The organism is Nocardia sp. NPDC003482 (genome assembly GCF_053588115.1).
The window spans coordinates 119,820-139,618 of sequence record NZ_JBSFPI010000013.1; the positions used below are offsets into that span (position 1 = coordinate 119,820).

Sequence of the window (19,799 nt, forward strand, 5' to 3'; positions counted from 1 at the left end):
TGGTGCGCCGCCGCGGCCGTCGTCAGCGTTCGTCGAACGCGCGCAGGATCTCCTCGGCGGCCAGCGCCGGGGTGAGCGAACCGTCGCGCACCCGCGACTCCACGTCCGCGCGCAGGGATTTGACGCGGGCGTTCTCGGCGAGGCGGCGCAGCAGCTGGTCGTGCACCATGGTCCAGGTCCAGTCGACCTGCTGGCGGCGGCGTTTCTCGGCGAATTCGCCTGCCTCGGTGAGGACTCGGCGGTGTTCGAGGACGGTGTCCCAGAACGTGTCCAGGCCGGTGCCGTTCAGGCCGCTCATGGTGAGAACCGGTGGGCGCCACAGGGATTCGCGCGGATGGATGAGCCGCATCGCCCCCTGGAGTTCGCGGGCGGCCGAGCGGGCCTCGACCTCGTGGCGGCCGTCGGCCTTGTTGACCGCGACCAGATCCGCCAGTTCCAGCACACCCTTCTTGATGCCCTGCAACTGGTCGCCGGTGCGGGCCAGGGTGAGGAAGCAGAACACGTCGACCATATTGGCGACGGTCACCTCCGACTGGCCGACGCCGACGGTCTCCACCAGGATGACGTCGTATCCGGCGGCCTCGAGCAGCACGATCGTCTCCCGGGTGGCCTTGGCGACGCCGCCGAGCGTGCCCGCGGTGGGCGAGGGCCGGATGTAGGCGTCGCGTTCCACCGAGAGCCGGGCCATGCGGGTCTTGTCGCCGAGGATCGAGCCGCCGGTACGGGTGGAGGACGGGTCCACCGCCAGAACGGCCACCCGATGACCCTGCCCGATCAGATACATGCCGAGCGCGTCGATGAACGTCGACTTGCCCACGCCCGGAACGCCGGTGATGCCCACCCGATTCGAGTCGACCGCCTCGGAGTCCGGCGTCACCGCCAGCAGCAGCCGCTGTGCCGCCTCACGATGATCGGCCCGCGTCGACTCCACCAGCGTGATGGCCCGCGCGAGCGCGGCCCGCTCCCCCTTGCGGACCCGCTCGGCCAGATCGTCGACGTTCACTGCCCGGCGATTCGCCGCGCCCCCGCTCATTCGGCGTCGTGCGCGGCGCCGAGGTCGTGACCGAGTTCGGCGCCGAGCTTGCGCAACAGGTCCAGCGCCGCGTCGGCGATGACGGTGCCCGGCGGGAAGATGGCTGCCGCACCCGCCGCGCGCAACTCCTCGAAGTCGCCGGGCGGGATGACGCCGCCGACGATGACCATGATGTCGGGCCGTCCGACCTCGGCCAGTGCCTGCCGCAGCGCGGGCACCAGCGTGAGGTGGCCCGCCGCCAGCGACGACACGCCCACGACGTGCACATCGTTGTCGGCGGCCTGCTGCGCCACCTCCTCCGGGGTCTGGAACAGCGGGCCCACGTCGACGTCGAAGCCGAGGTCGGCGAAGGCGGTGGCGATCACCTTCTGGCCGCGGTCGTGGCCGTCCTGGCCCATCTTGGCGATCAGGATGCGGGGCCGCCGCCCCTCGGCCTCGGCGAACTCCTCGACCAGATCGATCGCCCGGCTGATGTTGGTCACCTTCCCGGCCTCCTCGCGGTAGACACCGGACAGCGTGCGGATCTCGGCCTGATGCCGCCCGTACACCTTCTCCAGCGCGTCGGAGATCTCCCCGACGGTCGCCTTGGCGCGCGCGGCGTCGATGGCCAGCGCCAGCAGGTTGTCGGCCATGCCGCCGCCGGAAGACGCGGCGGCCCTGGTCAATTCGGCCAGCGCGCGCTCGACCTCGGTCGCGTCCCGCTCGGCGCGCAGCCGCCGCAGCTTCTCGGCCTGCTCGGCGCGCACCCGCGAGTTCTCGACCTTGAGGACCTCGATCTGCTGATCCTCGTCGACCTGGTACTTGTTGACCCCGATCACCGGCTGCTGTCCGGTGTCGATACGGGCCTGGGTACGGGCCGCGGCCTCCTCGATGCGCAGTTTCGGGATGCCCTCGGAGATCGCCTGCGCCATCCCGCCGTGCGCCTCGACCTCGGCGATGTGCGCGCGGGCGCGCTGGGCGAGTTGATGGGTGAGCCATTCCACGTAGTAGCTGCCGCCCCACGGATCGGCGGGCCGGGTGGTGGCCGACTCCTGCTGGATCAGCAGCTGGGTGTTGCGCGCGATGCGGGCGGAGAAGTCGGTGGGCAGCGCCAGCGCCTCGTCGAGGGCGTTGGTGTGCAGCGACTGGGTGTGACCCTGGGTGGCGGCCATGGCCTCCACACAGGTGCGCGCGACATTGTTGAACACGTCCTGCGCGGTCAGCGACCAGCCCGAGGTCTGCGAATGCGTCCGCAGCGCAAGGGATTTCGGGCTCTTGGGATCGAATTTCGCGACCAGCTCGCTCCACAGCAGCCGCCCGGCGCGCAGCTTGGCGACCTCCATGAAGAAGTTCATCCCGATCGCCCAGAAGAACGACAGCCGCGGCGCGAACCGGTCCACCTCCATGCCCGCGTCCAGGCCCGCCTTGATGTACTCCACGCCGTCGGCGAGGGTGTAGGCCAGTTCCAGATCGGCGGTCGCGCCCGCCTCCTGGATGTGGTAGCCGGAGATGGAGATCGAGTTGAACTTCGGCATCTTCGCGGAGGTGTAGGCGAAGATGTCGGAGATGATCCGCATCGAGGGCTTGGGCGGGTAGATGTAGGTGTTGCGGACCATGAACTCCTTCAGAATGTCGTTCTGAATCGTTCCGGCCAGCTGCTCGGGCTTGACGCCCTGCTCCTCGGCGGCGACCACGTACAGCGCCAGGATCGGCAGCACCGCGCCGTTCATGGTCATCGACACCGAAACCTGGTCCAGCGGAATCTGATCGAACAACTCCCGCATGTCGAGGATGGAGTCGATGGCCACCCCGGCCATGCCGACGTCACCGGTGACGCGCGGGTGATCGGAGTCGTAGCCGCGGTGGGTGGCCAGGTCGAACGCCACCGACAGGCCCTTCTGGCCCGCGGCGAGGTTGCGGCGGTAGAAGGCGTTGGAGTCCGCGGCGGTGGAGAAGCCCGCGTACTGGCGGATCGTCCACGGCTGGTTCACGTACATGGTCGGGTACGGTCCGCGCACGAACGGCGCGAGACCGGGCAGGCTGTCGAGCGGATAGCCCTCGGCCGCCACGGCGTCGCGGTCGGCCTTGGTGAACACCGGCCGCACGTCGATGCCCTCGGGCGTGGACCACAGCAGTTCCTCGGGCGCGTAGTGATTCGCCTCGGCGGCGGCGCGCAGGTGCGCCTCGATCCGGTCGGCGTCGACGTCCGCGGGCCGGGGACGGTCCAGCGGCACCTCGGCGAAACTGCCGATGACATGCCGGAATTCGCGTGTCGTCATCTATGCTCCCAGTTTCTCGAGCAGATCGGACAGGGCCGCGACCGCGTCCATGCGCAGGGTGAGGAATCCGTCCGGGCGTTGCGTGCCGGTGAGTTCGGCGACGGCCTTCTCCGGACCGGCCAGCAGCACCGTGGTGACCCCGGCGGCGCGCAGAAGTTCCACGGCCGCACCGGCTTCCGCGGCGTAGCGGGCGTCGGTGCCGCACAGCACCGCCATGCGCACCCCGCTCTCGCGGGCGGTCGCGGCGATGGCCTCGACGGTGGCCGCGCCCGGGTTGGTGGTGTGGATGCCGCCGGAGGCGAGCAGGTTGGCCGCGAAGGTGACCCGCACATTGTGTTCGGCGATCGGGCCGAGCGGCACCAGCAGCGCCTCGGGCCGGGCGCCGTGCTGCTCGAGGTACACATCGCTACGGTCCCGCAGCGCTTCGAAGGCCGCCCCGTAGCGGGCCACGTCGCCCGGGGTGCGGGCGGCCGCGGACAACGGCTTCTCGGCCAGGTTGGGGAACTCGTTGACACCGGTGACCGCTGTCTTGCGGTGCGCCACATCGGAATCGCGCCGCGCCTTGGTGGCGGCGACGCGCTCGGCGAGCAGGCCCGATTTCAGCGCCGCGAGATATCCGCCCGCGCGCTCGAGATCCTGCATGAACGCCCAGCCCGCGGCGGCCAGCGCGTCGGTGTGGCTCTCGACGTACCAGGAGCCCGCGGCCGGGTCCTGCACGAAGCCCAGGTGCGATTCCTCGAGCAGCAGCAGCTGGGTGTTGCGCGCCATGCGCTCGGAGAAGGCTTGGGAGACACCGAGTTCGCCGGGCGGCAGCGCCGCGTCGAACGGCAGTACCGTCACCTGATCCGCCCCGCCGACGCCCGCGCCGAAGGCGGCGAGGGTGGTGCGCAGCATGTTCACCCAGGGGTCGCGCTGGCTGATCATGGCCGCCGAGGTGACCGCGTGCTGCGGCGCGTTGCCCAGCGAGGGCGCGCCCAGCTCGTGCGCGACGCGGGCCCACAAGCGCCGGGCCGCACGGAATTTCGCGATGGTGGCGAACTGGTCGTCGGTGGCGGCGAAGCGGAAGGCCAACTGCCGCAACGCGGTCGGCGCGTCCACTCCGGCGGCGGTCAGCGCCCGCAGGTACTCGAGGCCCGCGGCGATCGACGCGCCCAGTTCCTGCGCGTCCGAGGCCCCGGCGTTGTGGAACACGTCGCCCGAAACCACCACGGCGCGAACGGTTTCCGCGCGCCGCGCGGCGGTGCGGGCGAGCTCGACGGTGGCGTCGAGGTCGATGTCGTCGACGTGCGCGAAGCGGTTGGTCAGGGGGGCCGCGCCGAGCACGACGTGGATGTCGGCGCGGCGGGCGGCGGCGTCGTAGCCGTCGAGGGCCGCGAACACCCGCTCGGCGGCGGCCGCGGTCTCGGTTACGGCCTCCACGGTCAGCGGGGCCAGTTCGAACAGCAGTCCGCGCAGGGCGGCGGGGAGGTCGGCCACGGGGACGCCCCGCTGTCCGGCGGTGAGCCATACCGCGCTCACGCCGTTCTCCAGGGCCGCGAGGATCTCGCGGTTGGTCTCGGCGGCGTCGGGGCCGCCGAAGCGAGCGCTCACGTGCCAGCCGCGGTGCACGTCGCGGGTGGCGTCGGTGCCGCGGACGAAGGGGAACTCGCCGGGCAACGGCTGTTCGGGGAGTTCGTCGCGGCGGGTGTAGAGCGGGGCGACGGTCAGGCCGTCGTAGGTCGTGGCCGCGAGCAGCCGTTCCGGCTCGTCACCGAGTTCGGCCGGTTCCACCTTGCGCGACTTGGCCAGCACCCCGGCCACGCTCTGGCGCCACGCGGCGTACCCGGGAACGGAGTCCGCGCCCGGATCCGAATCGTTCGGCATCGCTGCTGTTACCTCTTCTCCTGTGTCCGATATTCCAGCTCTACCGGATACCCGCGCCCACCCCCAACCCTTCGCAGCGACTTCGCAGTCCGCTGTGCGAGTCGTTCACAGTGGGGCAGCGGAGGTGTTCGAGCAGGTCGGAACCGCTCTAAGTGAACGTTCATTCGCTCTCGTCCCTCGATGTTACGCACACCACAGCGGCGGTTCGGGTGGCAGGGTGGGTGTTTCGCGGGGAGTTCGATGGATGTTCCGAACGCCGTTCCCTGCTCGCGGGCCGGTCCCGGTAGCCTCGGGGCCGTGCTGAGGAGATTCCGCGATCCGCGCGTGCTGGGGTTGCTCGCGCTCGCAGTGATCTTGATCGTGGTGGCGGCGCTGGCACCTCATCCCACCCCGCAGCAGATCCGCGACTGGGCGCAGTCGGTGGGGCCGCTGTTCCCGGTGGTGTTCTTCCTCGTGCACACGATCGTGACGGTCGCGCCGTTCCCGCGAACCGTGTTCACGCTCAGCGCCGGGCTGTTGTTCGGCCCGGTGCTCGGCATCGGTCTCGCGGTCGCCGCGACGACGGTCAGCGCGCTGCTGGCGCTGCTGCTGGTCCGCGCCCTCGATCGCGAACAGATCGCGGCCCGGCTCACCCACCCCGCGGTGCGCGCGGTGAACCGCCGCCTGGAGAAACGCGGCTGGCTCGCCGTCGGCTCGCTGCGCCTGATCGCCCCCGTCCCCTTCTCGGTCATCAACTACTGCGCGGGCCTGTCCTCGGTCCGCCTGCTCCCCTACGCCCTGGCCACCCTCATCGGCGTCATCCCCGGCACCATCGGCATAGTCGTCCTCGGCGACGCCCTCACCGGCCGCACCAACCCCGCCCTCCTCGCCCTCTCCGGCATCTGCATCACCCTCGGCATCCTCGGCCTCATCATCGACGCCCGCTGGGCCGCACCGGAATTCGCCGACCCCCTCCTCCCCGAACCCCTCCTGGACCCCGACTCCCCCGAACCCGCCGACCCCCTGGCCTCCTGACAACCCCCAGGCCCGGCACCCCAGCCGCACCCCTTATCGGGATCCGCACACCTTGCAGGGGGTGCGACGGCGAATAAAGGGTGCGGCTGGGGCTGCCTTACCTTGGGATCCGGTCAGAGGGATGGTGCGGGTCGTCGGGGTCGAGGATGAGGGCGACGAACAGTGGTGCGTCGACCGTGTCGGCCGGGGTGCCGGGGGCTATGTCGCCGAGGGTGGTCCAGCCGCGCCCGCTGTCGGACACGACGCTTGCCTGACCGACCTCGCCGCTCACCACACCGGAGCGGCGGATCGCCCTGCCGGACAAGCTGATTCGAGGATCCGACAGATCGATGGTGAGCCGCTCGCCGCGCCCGGGGACCAGCGGCCCGAAGGTCGCCGCGGGCGCGGTGAGATGCACGGTTCGAGCGTCCCGCTCGCGCCGGGCGCGATACTCGGCGACGACCGCGGCCGACGCCTCCGCGCACGACCGCACCCGCAGGCCCAGGACGGCACCGCACACCTGCCGTACCGGCCCGTCGCCCGGCTGGTCGAAGGCACCCGATTCCGAGAACCGTTCCACCACAGGCACTCTCGTGTGCTCCGCCGTCCCACCGATCGGACGCCAGGCACCGCCGGAAAGCCGATACAGCACCGACTCCCGATACACCTCGACGATATCGGCGACGACATCCGGAGCCACCGGCCCCTGGTCGTGCCACGACGCGACCAATCGCACCGCTCGTCCCTCGGGATCGCCGAATTCGCCCGTCCACCGCGCCGACACCACCCCGAACCGCACCACCTCCAGCTCCCGGTCCCACTCGAGCACCGGCGGCGCGGCGAACGCCTCCCCCTCCTCCGCCGGGAACGCGCTCACCCGCGCCCGCAGCATCCCGCCGACACGCGGAACCTCCCCACAACACCCGTACTCCCACGACGAGACGGAAACATGAATTACTTCGGTGTCACCGGACGGCACGATCATCATTCGACATCGGGAGAGAGACGACGCGACACGAAGGCCACGGATCCCGACGCACCCCGGCTCACCGTACCGTACGGCGGGCTCTCACAGGGGGACGGCGGTGGCGCGCAGGGTCCAGGTCGCGCCTCGGGCGTGGAGAGTGGTCGCGGTGGCGGGCGGAATGTCGATGCGCCAGAGGGATTTCGGTGGCGCGTCGAGGGTGCCGAGGACGGCGGCGCGGACGACGGCGGGGTGCGTGACCGCGATGACGCGTTGCGGGGTCGCGGCGCGGGTCATGAGCCACGCGGCCACGCGGTCGAGGAGGGCCGTAATGGATTCGCCGCCAGGCGGTTCGAAACTCGGGTCGGTGAGCCAGGCCATGAGCGCGTCGGGCGGAAGCTCATCCATGGTCTTTCCGGACCAGTCCCCGTGGTTCAGGTCAGCGAGGGCGGGATCGATGAGTGCGCCGGACGCCGAATCAGCGGGCGTGGGATTCGCGAGGCCCTGATTCGGACCGGCGGGCGCGCGATCAGCGGGGGCGGGACCCGTGATTGCGGTAGGCCCGCAACCGGTGGACGCGAGACCCTGGGGCGCGCTGGGAGCCGCGAGAGTCGGATCCTCGAAGGCGCCCGACGCGGGGTCCGCGGGCGCGCGGCCGAGGGCGAAGGCCGCGGCCGTCTGGCGGGTGCGGAGTTCTGGAGCGGTGAGGATGAGGTCGGCAGGGATGGGTCGGACGGTGGAGACTGTGCGCTCGCCGTGGGGGTCGAGGGGTTCGTCTCGGGGGAAGCGGGCGGCTCGGACGGCGGGGGTGAGGGCGTGGGTGATCAGGGTGAGGCGGGTGGGCTCGGTCATACGAGGGGGGCGGGGGTGGTGTCGCCGCGGGCGGCCTCGCGGCCGAACAGGCGGGTGGTCGCCGAGGCTACGCCGACGCCGATGACCGTCCACAGGATCGCTTGTGCGGCAAGGGAATACACGCGGAAGTGGTAGAGGTCGTCGGCGGGGAAGCCGGGGAAGACGATGCGGCCCGTGGGGTCGGTGAGGGGCTGGGGGGTCTCGGTGCCGGTGGCGGCGTTGGCCGACAGGTCGCCGAGGGCGGGCAGCAGGGCCAGCGCGATGCCGGTCACGACGACGAAGGCCGCGCCCGCGGCGACGGTCGCGGACCAGGCGCCCCAGCGGGCGGACAGTTTGCGCCCCAACCAGATCGCGGCGAACAGCAGCACCGCCGTGAGGACGACCGTCCCGAGATACAGACCGGTGCGCTCCTCGATGGTGTCCGCGTTGCCGACCGAGGGCGGGTTGGCCGGATACTTCAAAAACGGCACCGCGTACACGACCAGGAACATCCCCCCGGCCACCAGCAGCGCCAACGGCCGCGGCGCGAGCCTGCCGACCCGCCCCACCGCGAGCGCGTACACGACCGCGAACAGCGCGCCCATGGCCGCGCCGAACACGATCACGCCGAAACCCAGACCCGTATTGGCCTGCACGGACCGGGTGAACAGCTCCGCGTCGTGCACGTGCGGCACCGAATGCCCGGCGGCGCGGTCGAGTTCGGCCTCGGCGTGCCCGCGGGCCTCCTCGTAGTCGATGGCCCGATCGATGATCGGTTCGGCCAGTACGCGGGCGAACAGGAACGCCAGCAGTCCGCCCAGCGCGCCGAACAGCACGCCGAGCCCGATGATTCGCTTTTCCATTGTGCGTGTGGGATTCCCGTGCTCAGTGGCAGGGGAAGCCGAGGAAGTGCCGCCCGTCGTGCACGAACTCGTGGACGTGCATATCGCTGCCGAACACCGACACCGCACCCTGATCGATACCGATGAAATACAGGGCCAGCAGCGCCAGCACGGTCGTGCCGATCAACCACAGCGCGCGACCGGAAATCGACAGCGAGACGGCGCGGGCGCCGGAGCGCGGAGCGTAGGACGTGGCCACGAGAACTCCTATCTGCGGGGGGGATTTCGCGTCCCCGTCGGCTACAGAACAGTGCGATGCGAGGGTCTGACTCACACCCCGCGGGGTGATCACAGTGGCGCGACCGCTCCGGATTCTCACCGGATTCCTCTGCTCATCGCCTCATCACCATACGAGTTCGCCGACATATCGGTCAATCGGCCCGGTCACGGTCGCATTCGGATCACGGTGATTCCCACCCTGGGGAAAGATCCGCGCCCCGGGAAACATTGGTCTCCGCCCGCTCCACCGACACAAGGCCCCGACATGATCAGTCCCCGCCCGTTGACGCGCCGCCGCACGGTCGATCTCATGCGCGTCCCGCACGGCATCTGTCGCGCCTGACCGCCGGTCCGGCGACCGGCCACCGCGCCCCCGTCCGTGTCATCAGCGAAAGTTCCACCAGAATGTTGTCGTATCTCCGACGGCGATTGCCCCGCGTCGCCGTCGTTCTCGCCGTACCCCTCGCCGCGACGCTCGTGGCCGCGTGCGGCTCCTCCCAGCCGGGCACCACCGCCGACGGCCGGACCGTGCTGCGTTACCAGGGCCAGACCGGTCAGGTCACGCCCGTCGAATTGGCCGCGGATCTCGGCTATTTCACCAAGGTGCAACTCCATTGGGAGGGCGACACCACCAGCGGCCCGGCCAATATCCAGGCCGCGGCGACCAAGCAGATCGAATTCGGCAGCGCGTTCAACGGGGCCGTGGTCAAACTGATCGCCGGAGGCGCGCCCGTGACCTCGGTGCTCAGCTCCTACGGCGCCGACGAGCAGTCGTTCACCGGGTACTACGTCCGCGACGACGCGCCCATCAAGTCCGCGCGCGACCTGATCGGCAAGAAGGTCGGCGTCAACACCCTGGGCGCGCACCACGAATTCGTGACCCGGGAGTGGCTGCACCGGCAGGGCCTGTCGGACGCGGAGATCAAGCAGGTGCAGCTGGTCGTGCTGCCCCCGGCCAGCACCGAGGACGCCTTGCGCAACGCGCAGATCGATGTGGCGGCCCTGGGCGGGGTGTTCCGCGACACCGCGCTCGCCCGCGGCGGCCTGCACCCGCTGTACACCGACAAGGATCTGTTCGGCCAATTCGATTACGGCACATACGTTTTCCGCAACGACTACATCAAGCAGCACGGCGACGCGGTGGCCGACTTCGTGCAGGGCACGGCCCGCGCCACCCGGTGGTTGCAGGTGACCCCGCGCGATCAGGTGGTGGCCCGGTTCGCCGACATCATCGCCAAGCGCGGCCGCAACGAGAACACGAATCTGCTCGCCTATTACCGCAGTTCGGGCATTCCGGTTCCCGGCGCCGCGATCGAGGAGCGGGAATTGCAGATCTGGATCGACTGGCTGGTCCGCAACGGCGAGCTGCCCGCGGGCAAGGTCGTCGCCAAGGACGTCTTCACCAACAAGGACAACCCGTACGCGAACGGTACCTATCCCGCGACGAGCGGGCCCAACGGCGAGGCGGTGAACAAATGAGCACACCGGTGAAACTGTCCCTGTCGGGCGTGCGCAAGGAGTTCCGGGTGCGCGGGGAACGCGAGTCGTTCACCGCCCTCGAGGACGTCACCGTCGACGTGCGCGACGGCGAGTTCCTGGTCCTGGTCGGCCCCAGCGGTTCGGGCAAGTCCACGCTGCTGGATCTGCTGGGCGGCCTCGAACGGCCGAGCGGCGGACAGCTGCTGCTCGACGGCGCCCCCATCACCGGTCCCGGCCTGGACCGCGGGATCGTCTTCCAGCAGTACGCGCTGCTGCCGTGGCGCACCGCGCGCGGCAATATCGAATTCGGTTTGGAGGCAAAGGGAGTCAAGCGCCGGGAACGGCGGCGGCTGGCCGACGACTACCTCGACCTGGTCGGGCTGGGCGGGTTCGGCGACCGGTATCCGCACGAGCTGTCCGGCGGGATGAAGCAGCGCGTGGCCATCGCCCGCAGCCTGGCCTTCGATCCGGAGGTGCTGCTGATGGACGAGCCGTTCGCCGCGCTCGACGCCCAGACCCGCGAGTCGTTGCAGGACGAGCTGCTGCGCATCTGGGAGACCACCCGCAAGACGATCCTGTTCATCACCCACGGCATCGACGAGGCCGTGTATCTCGGGCAGCGGGTCGCGGTGCTCACCTCGCGGCCGGGCCGGGTCAAGGCCGTGGTGGACATCGACCTCGACCGGCACACCGCCGCCGACATCCGATCCAGCGAGCCGTTCCGCGAACTGCGCCACCACATCTGGTCGCTGCTGCACGACGAGGTCGAGCGGGCGCAGACCCTCGAACAGGCCGCCCTCGCCGCCACCGACAGGAGGTCCAGCCATGGCTAGCGCAGTGCAGGTCGCCGCCGACCGCGTCCGATTCGCCCCCGCCGCAACGGATCTGCCGTTGCGGGTGCTGCGGGGCGCGGGCCGGATCGCGTGGCGAGTGTTCAAACCCACCGTCGCGATCGCGTTGTTCCTGGCGCTGTGGGAGATCGCACCGCGGGTCGGGCTGGTCGACGAGGTCTTCCTGCCGCCGTTCTCCACGGTGTTCCAGGCGGGCGTGGAGCTGATCCGCAACGGCCAGATGTGGGAGCACGTTTCGACGAGCCTGACCCGCTCGCTGGTCGGTTTCGTGATCGCGCTGGTGGCGGCGGTGCCGGTGGGTGTCGCCATCGCCTGGTACCGGCCGGTCGCCGAATTCCTCAGCCCGATCCTGGAGTTGTTCCGCAATACCGCGGCGCTGGCCCTGCTGCCGGTGTTCATCCTGATCCTGGGCATCGGCGAGACCTCCAAGATCTCGCTGGTGGTGTACGCGAGCTTCTTCCCGATCCTGCTCAACACCATCACCGGCGTCCGCACGGTCGATCCGCTGCTGATCAAATCGGCCACCTCCCTGGGCTTCTCGCCGGTGCGGCTGTTCCAGAAGGTGGTGCTGCCCGCCGCGGTGCCGTCGATCTTCACCGGGCTGCGGATGGCGGCGTCGGCCTCGATCCTGGTGCTCATCGCCGCCGAAATGGTCGGCGCGCGTGCGGGTTTGGGTTATCTGATCACCGCCGCGCAGCAGAACTTCGCCATTCCGGACATGTACGCGGGCATCGTCGCCATCTCGCTGGTCGGGCTCGTGTTCAACGGGGTGCTCGTCACCGCCGAACGACGGCTGTCGCGCTGGCGCGCGCAATAGAAGGAAAGCCATGTCTCGCAGAACCTTTCACCTCAACGCGTTCCTGATGGGCGTGGGGCATCACGAGGCGGCGTGGCGGCATCCCCGCACCGACGAACGGAATGTGCTCGACGTCAAGCACTTTCAGGAGTTGGGCCGCATCGCCGAACGCGGCAAGCTCGATTCGGTGTTCTTCGCCGACAACCTGGCGGTGGGACCGCGCATCGAACGCAACACCCTCGCGGTGTTCGAACCGGTCACGCTGCTCAGCGCGATCGCGGCGGTCACCGAGCACGTCGGGCTCATCGCGACCGCCTCGACCACCTACAACGAGCCGTTCAACCTCGCCCGCAAAATCGCCTCGCTCGATCACATCAGCGGCGGGCGGGCCGGGTGGAACATCGTCACCTCGGGCAACGAGGACGAGGCGTTCAACTTCGGCTACGACGCCATCCCCGAACACGCGCGCCGCTACGAGCGGGCGACGGAGTTCGTGCAGGTCGCGCTCGGCTTGTGGGACACCTGGGAGTCCTCGGCGATCGTGCTGGACACCGAGCGGGGCACCTTCGCCGATCCGGCCAAGGTGCACACCCTCGACCATCACGGCGAGCGGTTCAAGGTGCGCGGGCCGTTGAACTCCCCGCGCAGCCCGCAGGGGCGGCCGCTGCTGGTGCAGGCCGGATCCTCGGAGAGCGGCAAGGAGTTCGCGGCGCGTTACGCCGAGGCGGTGTTCACCGCGCAGCGCACGCTCGCGGAGGGGCAGCGGTTCTATCGCGATCTCAAGGCGCGGCTGGCAGGCTACGGCCGCGCGGCCGACGAGCTCAAGGTGCTGCCGGGCCTGGTGCCGTTCATCGCGGACACGCCCGAGCAGGCGCGGGCGCTGGAGCGGGAGTTCACCGACCTGATCTCCCCCGACTACGCGCTGCGGCAGCTGTCGTCGATGCTGGGGGTGGACCTCACCGAGCACGCCCTCGACGCGCCCCTGCCGCCGCTGCCCGCCGAACACGAGATCCAGGGCGGTAAGAGCCGCTTCACGCTGGTGAAGGAATTGGCCGAACAGGAGAACCTGACGGTTCGCGGGCTGATCGCCAAACTCGGTGGCGGACGCGGACATCGGACGTTCGCGGGTACGCCGGAACAGGTAGCCGATGAATTGCAGACCTGGTTCGAGGCGGGTGCGGCCGACGGGTTCAACATCATGCCGCCGTATCTGCCGGGCGGGCTGACGGATTTCGTCGATCGGGTGGTGCCGATCCTCCAGGAGCGTGGCCTGTTCCGGACCGAGTACACCGCCGACACGCTGCGCGGCCATTACGGCCTCGAGCCGGTGGAAAGCCGGTTCGCGGCATCGAATTCGGCGGTGAGCGCCTGAATTCGGCCGCCGGAGAATAGGTTACGGGCCGCCCCTGTTCGGGGCGGCCCGTCACGTCCGTGGTCGGCCCGTCATCGGGCCGGGCGGCGGTCCTTACAGGTACGCGCCGCAGACCGGCCACGCGCCCGCGCCCTGGCCCGCGAGCACGTTCTCCGCGACGCGGATCTGCTCGGAGCGGCTGGCGTCGGCGGCGTTGCCGGAGCCGCCGTAGGCGTTCCAGGTGCTCTGGGTGAACTGCAGGCCGCCGTAGAAGCCGTTGCCGGTGTTGGCACCCCAGTTGCCGCTGGACTCGCACTGCGCGACGGCGTCCCAGTCGTGGCCGCCCTCGGCCGAGGCGGTGGCCGACAGACCGAACGGAACGGCGACGAGCGCGCTGGCGACAGCGGCGAATCCGAATGCGCGGGTGCTGAACTTGCGGTTGCGAGACATATGCGATTCCTGCCTGCGCCCACACGGCCCGGCGAGAGATTCGCTCGGGTCCCTGTCCCCAGGTGTGTCGGGGTCGAACTCGAATCGTGGGACAGGGTTGCCGGTGTTCAGCGATTCGAGGCGCGGCCCGCTTCTGCGGCGCCGGAGACGACGGTAACGAAAGAATCACGACAGATCACGTGGTGATAACTTTTGCTCATCCTCGACCGATAGCTGAGGGTGTCACCGTTTGCGCAGTTCGTACGGGAGGAAACGCGGACTACATAATTGTAGTTATAGGTTCGTTATGTGGCCGAGATCACTGATATATAGTGATTCGCGTCGCACGAATCCGGGTACCTGAGCCCCGTCAGGCGTGTCGATCCGCGGGAGCGGACACCGGCCAACGGTCGATCTCGGCTGGTAGCGGCCGTTCCGGCAGCGCGGCACGCGCCCGGTCGCGGTAGTGGGTGGCCAGGCAGGCGGGCGTGGGGTGGTCGAGCGGATGGCCGCGCAGGCGCTCGGCCTCGGCGAGCCAGCCCGCGGCCTGGGCGCGGACCTCGTCGGCGTCGAACGCCTCGGGCAGCAGCTGACCGCCGTACTCGGGGGCGACCACCATGGCCGAACCGAGATGTTGCAGACAGCGCGCGACGCCGCGGTGATGATCCAAATCGTGATATCGGCCGAGCGCGCGCTGCCACGACCGCAGCGCGCGGCGGCGTTCCCCGCGCGCCCACCACAGCACGCCGAGGCTCTCGATCGCGTGCGCGGCACCGGCGGGATCGCGCCCGGAGTCGGCCAGGGACCGGGCGGCGTCCAGGCGTTCGCGCGCGGCCTCGAGCCGCCCCTCCCGCACGTACACCAAACCGAGATCTATCAGCGCGGCCACTTCCCCGGCGACGTCCTTGCGCGGCACCCGCCGCCACGCCCGCTCCAGCAGCCACGCGGCGGCCCGCGAGCGCCTCCTCGTCGCCCGCCCGGACACCAGCGCGAGCGCCCGGTGGATGTCGGCGCGCGCGACGAGGGCGGCCTTGTAGGGGTGCAGCCAGGAGATCTCGGACCGGTGCGGGACGCGGCCGGATCGGATGCGGGCCAGTTCGTGTTCGACGGGATAGCGGCCGGGCGAGGTCAGCTCGGAGATCGCTTGGAACACAGGCGTATTCGCGTCGGGATGGTCGTCACGGGCGGACCAGAGGTCGAGCGCCTCGGCGATGCGGACGAGTTCGGGGACGGCCGCGTCGAGCACGGCGCGCGGGGCGGCGGTCGTGTCGTCCGAGGGGCCGAAGTCGGCCCTGTGCTCGGCGGTTCGGATGATCAGTTCGCGCAGATACGTCTGTTCCTGTTCGAACCAGCGGCGCGCGCCCGACGCCAGGGACGGGGAATCGAGGGCCGCCGCCCAGCGCGTCGCGCGGTCGGCGTGATGGCGGAGCAGCGCCGGGAGCGCCGCCTCCCATTCCAGGCTCGCGCGCACGGTGTCCGGCGTCGGGATCCGCGGGACACGCACCAGCACCCGGCGGTCCTGCCGCCCGAAATCGAGCACCCCGGCGGCGCGCAGCTCGTCGAGGACCGCGGCCGTGGCGCGCTCCTGCCGGGGGCGTTCGAGGTCGGGCACGCGCCGCCGCGCCGCGAGCACGGCCGTGACCATCTCGTACAGGGCCGCGGCCTCGTAGCGCCGGAACGGCAGATCGCGCAGGATCGCCGCCACCATGTTCCCGTCGAGGCTCGAATCGACCTGCGGCGCAAAGGGTTCGGTCTCGTCCCCGAGTTCGGTTCGCGGGCCGGGCGGGATCAGCTCCGCCATCAGCCGCAGTCGTCGTTCGGCGCGGGCCCGGTCGCGCACGGTGGCGAGCCTGCGCCACAGCACGTATCCGGCGGCGGCCAGCACGACCAGCGCGGCGATCCGGCTCAGCCAGTACGACAGCGACGACAGCACCTGGCTCTCGCCGACCCAGCTCTCGAGCAGTTTGCTCACGATCTCGAGCAGCAGTGAGGTGGCGATGACCGACGCGCCGCTCAGAAAGCCTTGCCACGCGGACGATTTCGCGACGACGTCCAGCGCCGACCCGGCGTCGGGCTCGCCGCTCCGATTCGGCTCCGTCATCGCAACACTCCCCCGGTCAGGCCGGGCACCAGGAAACGCCGCCAGGTCACCAGCAACAGCACCACCGGCGGGATCGCCGACAGCAGCGCCCCGGCCGCGAGATGGCCGATGTTCTCGTGCAATTGGCGGGCCTCGCTCCACAGCAGCAGCGACCACGGGCTGGCGTCGGCGCCGCTGACGAGCAGGCCGACGAAGAAGTCGTTCCACACCTGCACCAGTTGCAGGACCGCGACGGTGACCAGGGCCGGTCCGGCGGCCGCCGCCGTGCGCCGCAGCGCCAGCGGCAGATCGATCGGGCCGCGCCCGGCGTCGGCGGTCGGCGCGTCGGCCGGGGCCAGCAGCGCGCCGCGCAGGATGAGGATCGCGATCGGCAGCCCGAGCGCGGCGTGGGTGAGCACCAGCGGCCAGGACGAGCCGGCGAGGCTGTAGTGGTCGATGACCGCGCGGAGGCGGCCGACGTACATCTGCGCGGGCATGACGGCCAGCACCACCAGCGACACCACGAGCACCCGTGACCGGCGGCTGTCGGGTTCCAGCGCGGCGGCGTAGTAGGCGGGCGGCAGGGCGGCGGTGAGCGTCAGCAGCGTCGACAGGCCCGCGACCCACGCCGTTTGCAGCAGCGCGTGCCACAGTTCGCCGTCCTGCCACACCGACTGGGTTCCGGACAGGATCGTGTCGTCCAGGCCGAGCCTGCTCACCCCCGCCAGCACCAGCAGCGGCGAAAGCATCAGCAGCGCAACGACTCCCACGCGCGCCCACAATCCCCCGGCGCGGACGGCGAGGGCGAGCGGGGTGAGGCCGCGGGTGATCAGCCAGCGCGTCGCCCGCCCGAGCCGGGCGGCGGTCGTCGCGCCGAGCACGCGGGCGCGGCTCTCGACGGCCGCGCTCGACCGCTCGGCGCGGCGGCGGGCCGCGCGCTCGTCCGCCCAGTCCGGGCGCAGCAGCCGCAGGCGCACCGGGACCGGCTGCGGGTCGGGTCGCGGCCAGCGGGTGCGATGCCACGGGGTGCCCGATTGCAGCAGCCACGCGCCCAGGCCGACGACGACGGCCAGGGGCAGGGCGTACGCCTCCGGCCCGACCGGACTGCCGCCCGGATCGGTGGTCAGCTGCCACCAGTGCACGGTCGCGCTGTCGAGCACGTACTGCTGCGGTCCGGGAACCGCGACCAGGATCACGTCGAAGACGCGGGCCGCGGCGACCGCCACCACGAGCCCGAGGGTGAGCAGCACCGGATTCAGTAATCGGATGAGCCGCAACCACATTCGCGCGTCGTCCGCGTCGTGCAGATAGGCGCTGCGCACCGGATCCGCCTCGATGCTGTCGACGGCCGCGCGCAGCAGGACGAACAGCGCGCCGAACCAGGTCCACACGAACGCCGCCGCGAGCATCGCCGCGTAGAGCAGCACCTGCACGCGCACGTCGCCCGCGGCGTGCACGGGCGGTTCGAAGATCAGCCGGAACGCCAGACCCGCCACGAACGCCGAGATCCCGAACGGGACGACCAGCGGCCACCACGGCCACCAGCGCCGCTTCCCCACCCCGCGCGCGGCCCAGACCGCCACGGGCAGAATCACTCCCAGCGCCACCAGGACCCACACGATCGTGACCGCGTAGGCCTGTCGCCCCGCGTCGTCGAGCACCACGGCCACCACTCCGACCGCGGCGAGCGCCGCCGCGAGCGCCGGGACCGCGGCGAGCGGGAGTTCGGACCGGCTCGGCGCGATCCGCCGCCACAGCCACGCGAAAATCACTGCGGCACAGAGCAATACGGTCATCGCGGCCATGATCCCCGGCCGGTGCCGGGCCGTGAACAGCAACTCCATCGGCACCACCAGCAGCACGGCGGCGACCGGCAGCCGCCACTGCGACGGCACGCGGGACCAGCGCGGGCCGAGCACCGCCGCGGCCAGCAGGATCGCGGCGGCCGCCCACGCGGTGGGCGGGGACCACTCGCCGGGCCCGTTCACCCCGGACGGATATCCGATGAGCAGGACCGTCGCCGCGGCCGCCGCGAGCAGCGGGACCGGGGCCCAGCGCCCGGCCCGGCCGGGTTGCCAGCCGCGTCGGCGCAGTCCGTCGATCACCGCCCCGGCGGCGAGCACGATCGCGCACGACAGCAGCAGCACCGCGCCGGAACGATTTCGGGCCGCGACGACGATCGTGGCCGCGCCGGGAGCGACGAGCAGCAGCGCGATCAGCACGGCGGCGGGCAGTTGCAGCGCGGCGGCGGCCAGCCGGTTCAGATACCAGCCGCGCACGAGCGGGCCCGCCGGGCGGCGCGGGGCGAGTTCCAGGGTGAGGCCGTCCGCCTCGAGGTGCCAGGATTTCACGACGCGCTCCGATCCAACGCGGCCAAGGCCAGGTCGACGGATTCGCCGACCCGGCCGCGGCGGCGGTAGCCGACGTCGACGAGGAAATCGGTGAGCACCCGCCACAGGCCGTTGCGCCGGCCGATGGGTCCGATGAGATCGGCGAAATCGAAGATGTCCCAGGCGTTCAGCCGATCGGCCACGGTGCGGAAGACGCCCTGGTAGGAGGCCGGGCGCGGGGTCTGGTCGCTGGGGGCGACGAAGCCGCCGTAGCGGGTCGTCCACGGCAGCGGCGCGGTCGGCTCGGCGAGCGCGGCGACCAGCCGTTCGGCGCGTTCGCTGGCGGCGGCGGTGATCACCATGACGTCGCCGCCGCCGATATTGGGCGCCCGGTAGCCGCGGTCCACGGCCGGGAAGGGCATGACGCCCACGGTCACGTCGGAGCGGCCGGTCGCGCGAAGACACCGGCGCACAATGGGTTCCGCGAAGTCCGGGGCGACCACCAGCATGGCGCGGCGGTGCTGGAACACCTCGCGCACGGAGTCGGCGAGCTGGGAGCGCAGGGTCGCGGCGACGCCGCCGGGGAACGCGGTCGGCTCGCCCCAGAGTTCGCCGAGCACGGTCAGCGCGTCGCGGACACCGTCGCGATGCCAGTCGCGGCGGAGAACGCTTGCGGCGGAATCGTTTCCGGGCGGGCGGGCCAGCTCCTCGTAGTCGCCCGGGGTGACCGAGCGCAGCACATTGGCGAACATGTCGGCCAGCACCCAGCCGTCCGCGGCGCCCAGCGCGAGCAGCCGCCGCTCGTCGGTGGCGAATTCGCGCATGCGCGTGGGCCATTCGTCGAGGGTCCAGGAGCGGGGCGGATCGGTCGCGGGATCGGTGCGGCCGAGATCGGTCCGCGCGTCCAGGAAGGCGGTGCGGTCGTACCAGACCAGGGACTTGTTGGCGGACTTGAACGGCACCCCGTACTGGCTGACCGCACCGAACGCGCCGTGCCGCAACAGATCCCACCACGGCCCCGGATACCGCGGCCGCCCCTGCCACTCCCACAGCGAATCCCCCACCGCCCGCAGCTTCGTCCCCGCCAGCTCCTGCACCCGCCCCGCGTCGGGCAGCATCACGATGTCGGGCGCGTTGCGCCCCCGCGCGTTCAACGCGATATCGATATCGTCCCCCAACGGCACGACCTCCACCGGATCCGCGTACCCCGGCACCCCCGCCCCCGGCGCCCGCACCCCCGCGAGCACCGCCCGAAACGCCGCCAGTTCAGACCCACTCCAGGACACGGCAACCCGCAACGGATCCCCCCGCCCGACCGTCCCCGTCGCACACGCCGCCGTCACCGGCAGCAACACCCCCGCCCGCAGCACCGCCCGTCGCGTCGTCGTCATCCCCATCACCCCCATCATCACCCATCCCC

14 protein-coding genes and 2 pseudogenes are annotated in these 19,799 nt (G+C 71.0%); 5 read left to right on the forward strand and 11 right to left on the reverse strand.

All coding sequences use genetic code 11. From position 1 onward, the window contains the following. Window positions 1-22 precede the first annotated feature (22 nt). The 3 genes and pseudogenes from meaB to ACWDSJ_RS21560 form a co-directional block, all read right to left on the reverse strand. Complete coding sequence (gene meaB, locus ACWDSJ_RS21550) at window positions 23-1,033, reverse strand: methylmalonyl Co-A mutase-associated GTPase MeaB (protein ID WP_450033947.1); 1,011 nt, start codon at window positions 1,031-1,033, stop codon at window positions 23-25. A gap of 92 nt (window positions 1,034-1,125) precedes the next feature. Then, a pseudogene (gene scpA / locus ACWDSJ_RS21555) lies at window positions 1,126-3,291 on the reverse strand (methylmalonyl-CoA mutase); the annotation flags it as partial. Beyond that, window positions 3,292-5,154, reverse strand: a complete 1,863-nt coding sequence (locus tag ACWDSJ_RS21560; protein WP_450033807.1) for a methylmalonyl-CoA mutase family protein — start codon at window positions 5,152-5,154, stop codon at window positions 3,292-3,294. 297 nt (window positions 5,155-5,451) lie between these two features. On the opposite strand from ACWDSJ_RS21560, the gene ACWDSJ_RS21565 reads away from it, so the two are divergent. Then, window positions 5,452-6,168 (forward strand): TVP38/TMEM64 family protein, encoded by a 717-nt coding sequence (locus tag ACWDSJ_RS21565; protein ID WP_387361196.1) that lies wholly within the window; start codon window positions 5,452-5,454, stop codon window positions 6,166-6,168. Between the two features lie 97 nt (window positions 6,169-6,265). On the opposite strand, the gene ACWDSJ_RS21570 is transcribed toward ACWDSJ_RS21565, so the two are convergent. The 4 genes from ACWDSJ_RS21570 to ACWDSJ_RS21585 all read right to left on the reverse strand — a co-directional run bounded on the left by ACWDSJ_RS21570 (window position 6,266) and on the right by ACWDSJ_RS21585 (window position 9,043). Next, window positions 6,266-7,126: a hypothetical protein gene (locus tag ACWDSJ_RS21570; protein ID WP_450033809.1), complete on the reverse strand. Its 861-nt coding sequence runs from the start codon at window positions 7,124-7,126 to the stop codon at window positions 6,266-6,268. Between the two features lie 90 nt (window positions 7,127-7,216). After that, window positions 7,217-7,963 (reverse strand): histidine phosphatase family protein, encoded by a 747-nt coding sequence (locus tag ACWDSJ_RS21575; RefSeq protein ID WP_450033810.1) that lies wholly within the window; start codon window positions 7,961-7,963, stop codon window positions 7,217-7,219. Next, window positions 7,960-8,805, reverse strand: coding sequence for a CbtA family protein (locus ACWDSJ_RS21580; protein WP_450033811.1), 846 nt, complete (start codon window positions 8,803-8,805; stop codon window positions 7,960-7,962). The genes ACWDSJ_RS21575 and ACWDSJ_RS21580 overlap by 4 nt, the downstream gene beginning before the upstream one ends. 22 nt (window positions 8,806-8,827) lie before the next feature. After that, complete coding sequence (locus ACWDSJ_RS21585; RefSeq protein WP_450033812.1) at window positions 8,828-9,043, reverse strand: CbtB domain-containing protein; 216 nt, start codon at window positions 9,041-9,043, stop codon at window positions 8,828-8,830. 425 nt (window positions 9,044-9,468) lie between these two features. Here ACWDSJ_RS21585 and ACWDSJ_RS21590 point away from each other — a divergent pair, with 425 nt between their 5' ends. Genes ACWDSJ_RS21590 through ACWDSJ_RS21605 form a run of 4 tightly spaced genes read left to right on the forward strand, consistent with a single transcriptional unit; the run spans window position 9,469 to window position 13,561 of the window. Beyond that, a complete protein-coding gene (locus ACWDSJ_RS21590) occupies window positions 9,469-10,542 on the forward strand; it encodes an ABC transporter substrate-binding protein (protein WP_450033813.1) in 1,074 nt (357 codons plus the stop codon). Then, window positions 10,539-11,375: an ABC transporter ATP-binding protein gene (locus ACWDSJ_RS21595; RefSeq protein WP_450033814.1), complete on the forward strand. Its 837-nt coding sequence runs from the start codon at window positions 10,539-10,541 to the stop codon at window positions 11,373-11,375. Before ACWDSJ_RS21590 ends, ACWDSJ_RS21595 begins: the two co-directional genes overlap by 4 nt. After that, a complete protein-coding gene (locus ACWDSJ_RS21600) occupies window positions 11,368-12,210 on the forward strand; it encodes an ABC transporter permease (RefSeq protein ID WP_450033815.1) in 843 nt (280 codons plus the stop codon). Before ACWDSJ_RS21595 ends, ACWDSJ_RS21600 begins: the two co-directional genes overlap by 8 nt. A 10-nt stretch (window positions 12,211-12,220) precedes the next feature. Further along, window positions 12,221-13,561, forward strand: coding sequence for an LLM class flavin-dependent oxidoreductase (locus ACWDSJ_RS21605; RefSeq protein ID WP_450033816.1), 1,341 nt, complete (start codon window positions 12,221-12,223; stop codon window positions 13,559-13,561). A gap of 96 nt (window positions 13,562-13,657) precedes the next feature. Here ACWDSJ_RS21605 and ACWDSJ_RS21610 read toward each other — a convergent pair. From ACWDSJ_RS21610 to ACWDSJ_RS21625, 4 genes and pseudogenes are all read right to left on the reverse strand, one after another. Beyond that, a pseudogene (locus ACWDSJ_RS21610) lies at window positions 13,658-13,990 on the reverse strand (transglycosylase family protein); the annotation flags it as partial. Window positions 13,991-14,339: 349 nt separating this feature from the next. Next, the gene (locus ACWDSJ_RS21615; protein WP_450033817.1) at window positions 14,340-16,070 is read right to left on the reverse strand and encodes a hypothetical protein; all 1,731 of its coding nucleotides are present in this window, start codon (window positions 16,068-16,070) and stop codon (window positions 14,340-14,342) included. Beyond that, on the reverse strand, window positions 16,067-18,400 hold the full coding sequence (locus ACWDSJ_RS21620) for a hypothetical protein (protein ID WP_450033819.1): 2,334 nt from the start codon (window positions 18,398-18,400) through the stop codon (window positions 16,067-16,069). Before ACWDSJ_RS21620 ends, ACWDSJ_RS21615 begins: the two co-directional genes overlap by 4 nt. Then, window positions 18,397-19,770: an ABC transporter substrate-binding protein gene (locus ACWDSJ_RS21625; protein WP_450033821.1), complete on the reverse strand. Its 1,374-nt coding sequence runs from the start codon at window positions 19,768-19,770 to the stop codon at window positions 18,397-18,399. Before ACWDSJ_RS21625 ends, ACWDSJ_RS21620 begins: the two co-directional genes overlap by 4 nt. Window positions 19,771-19,799: the final 29 nt, after the last annotated feature.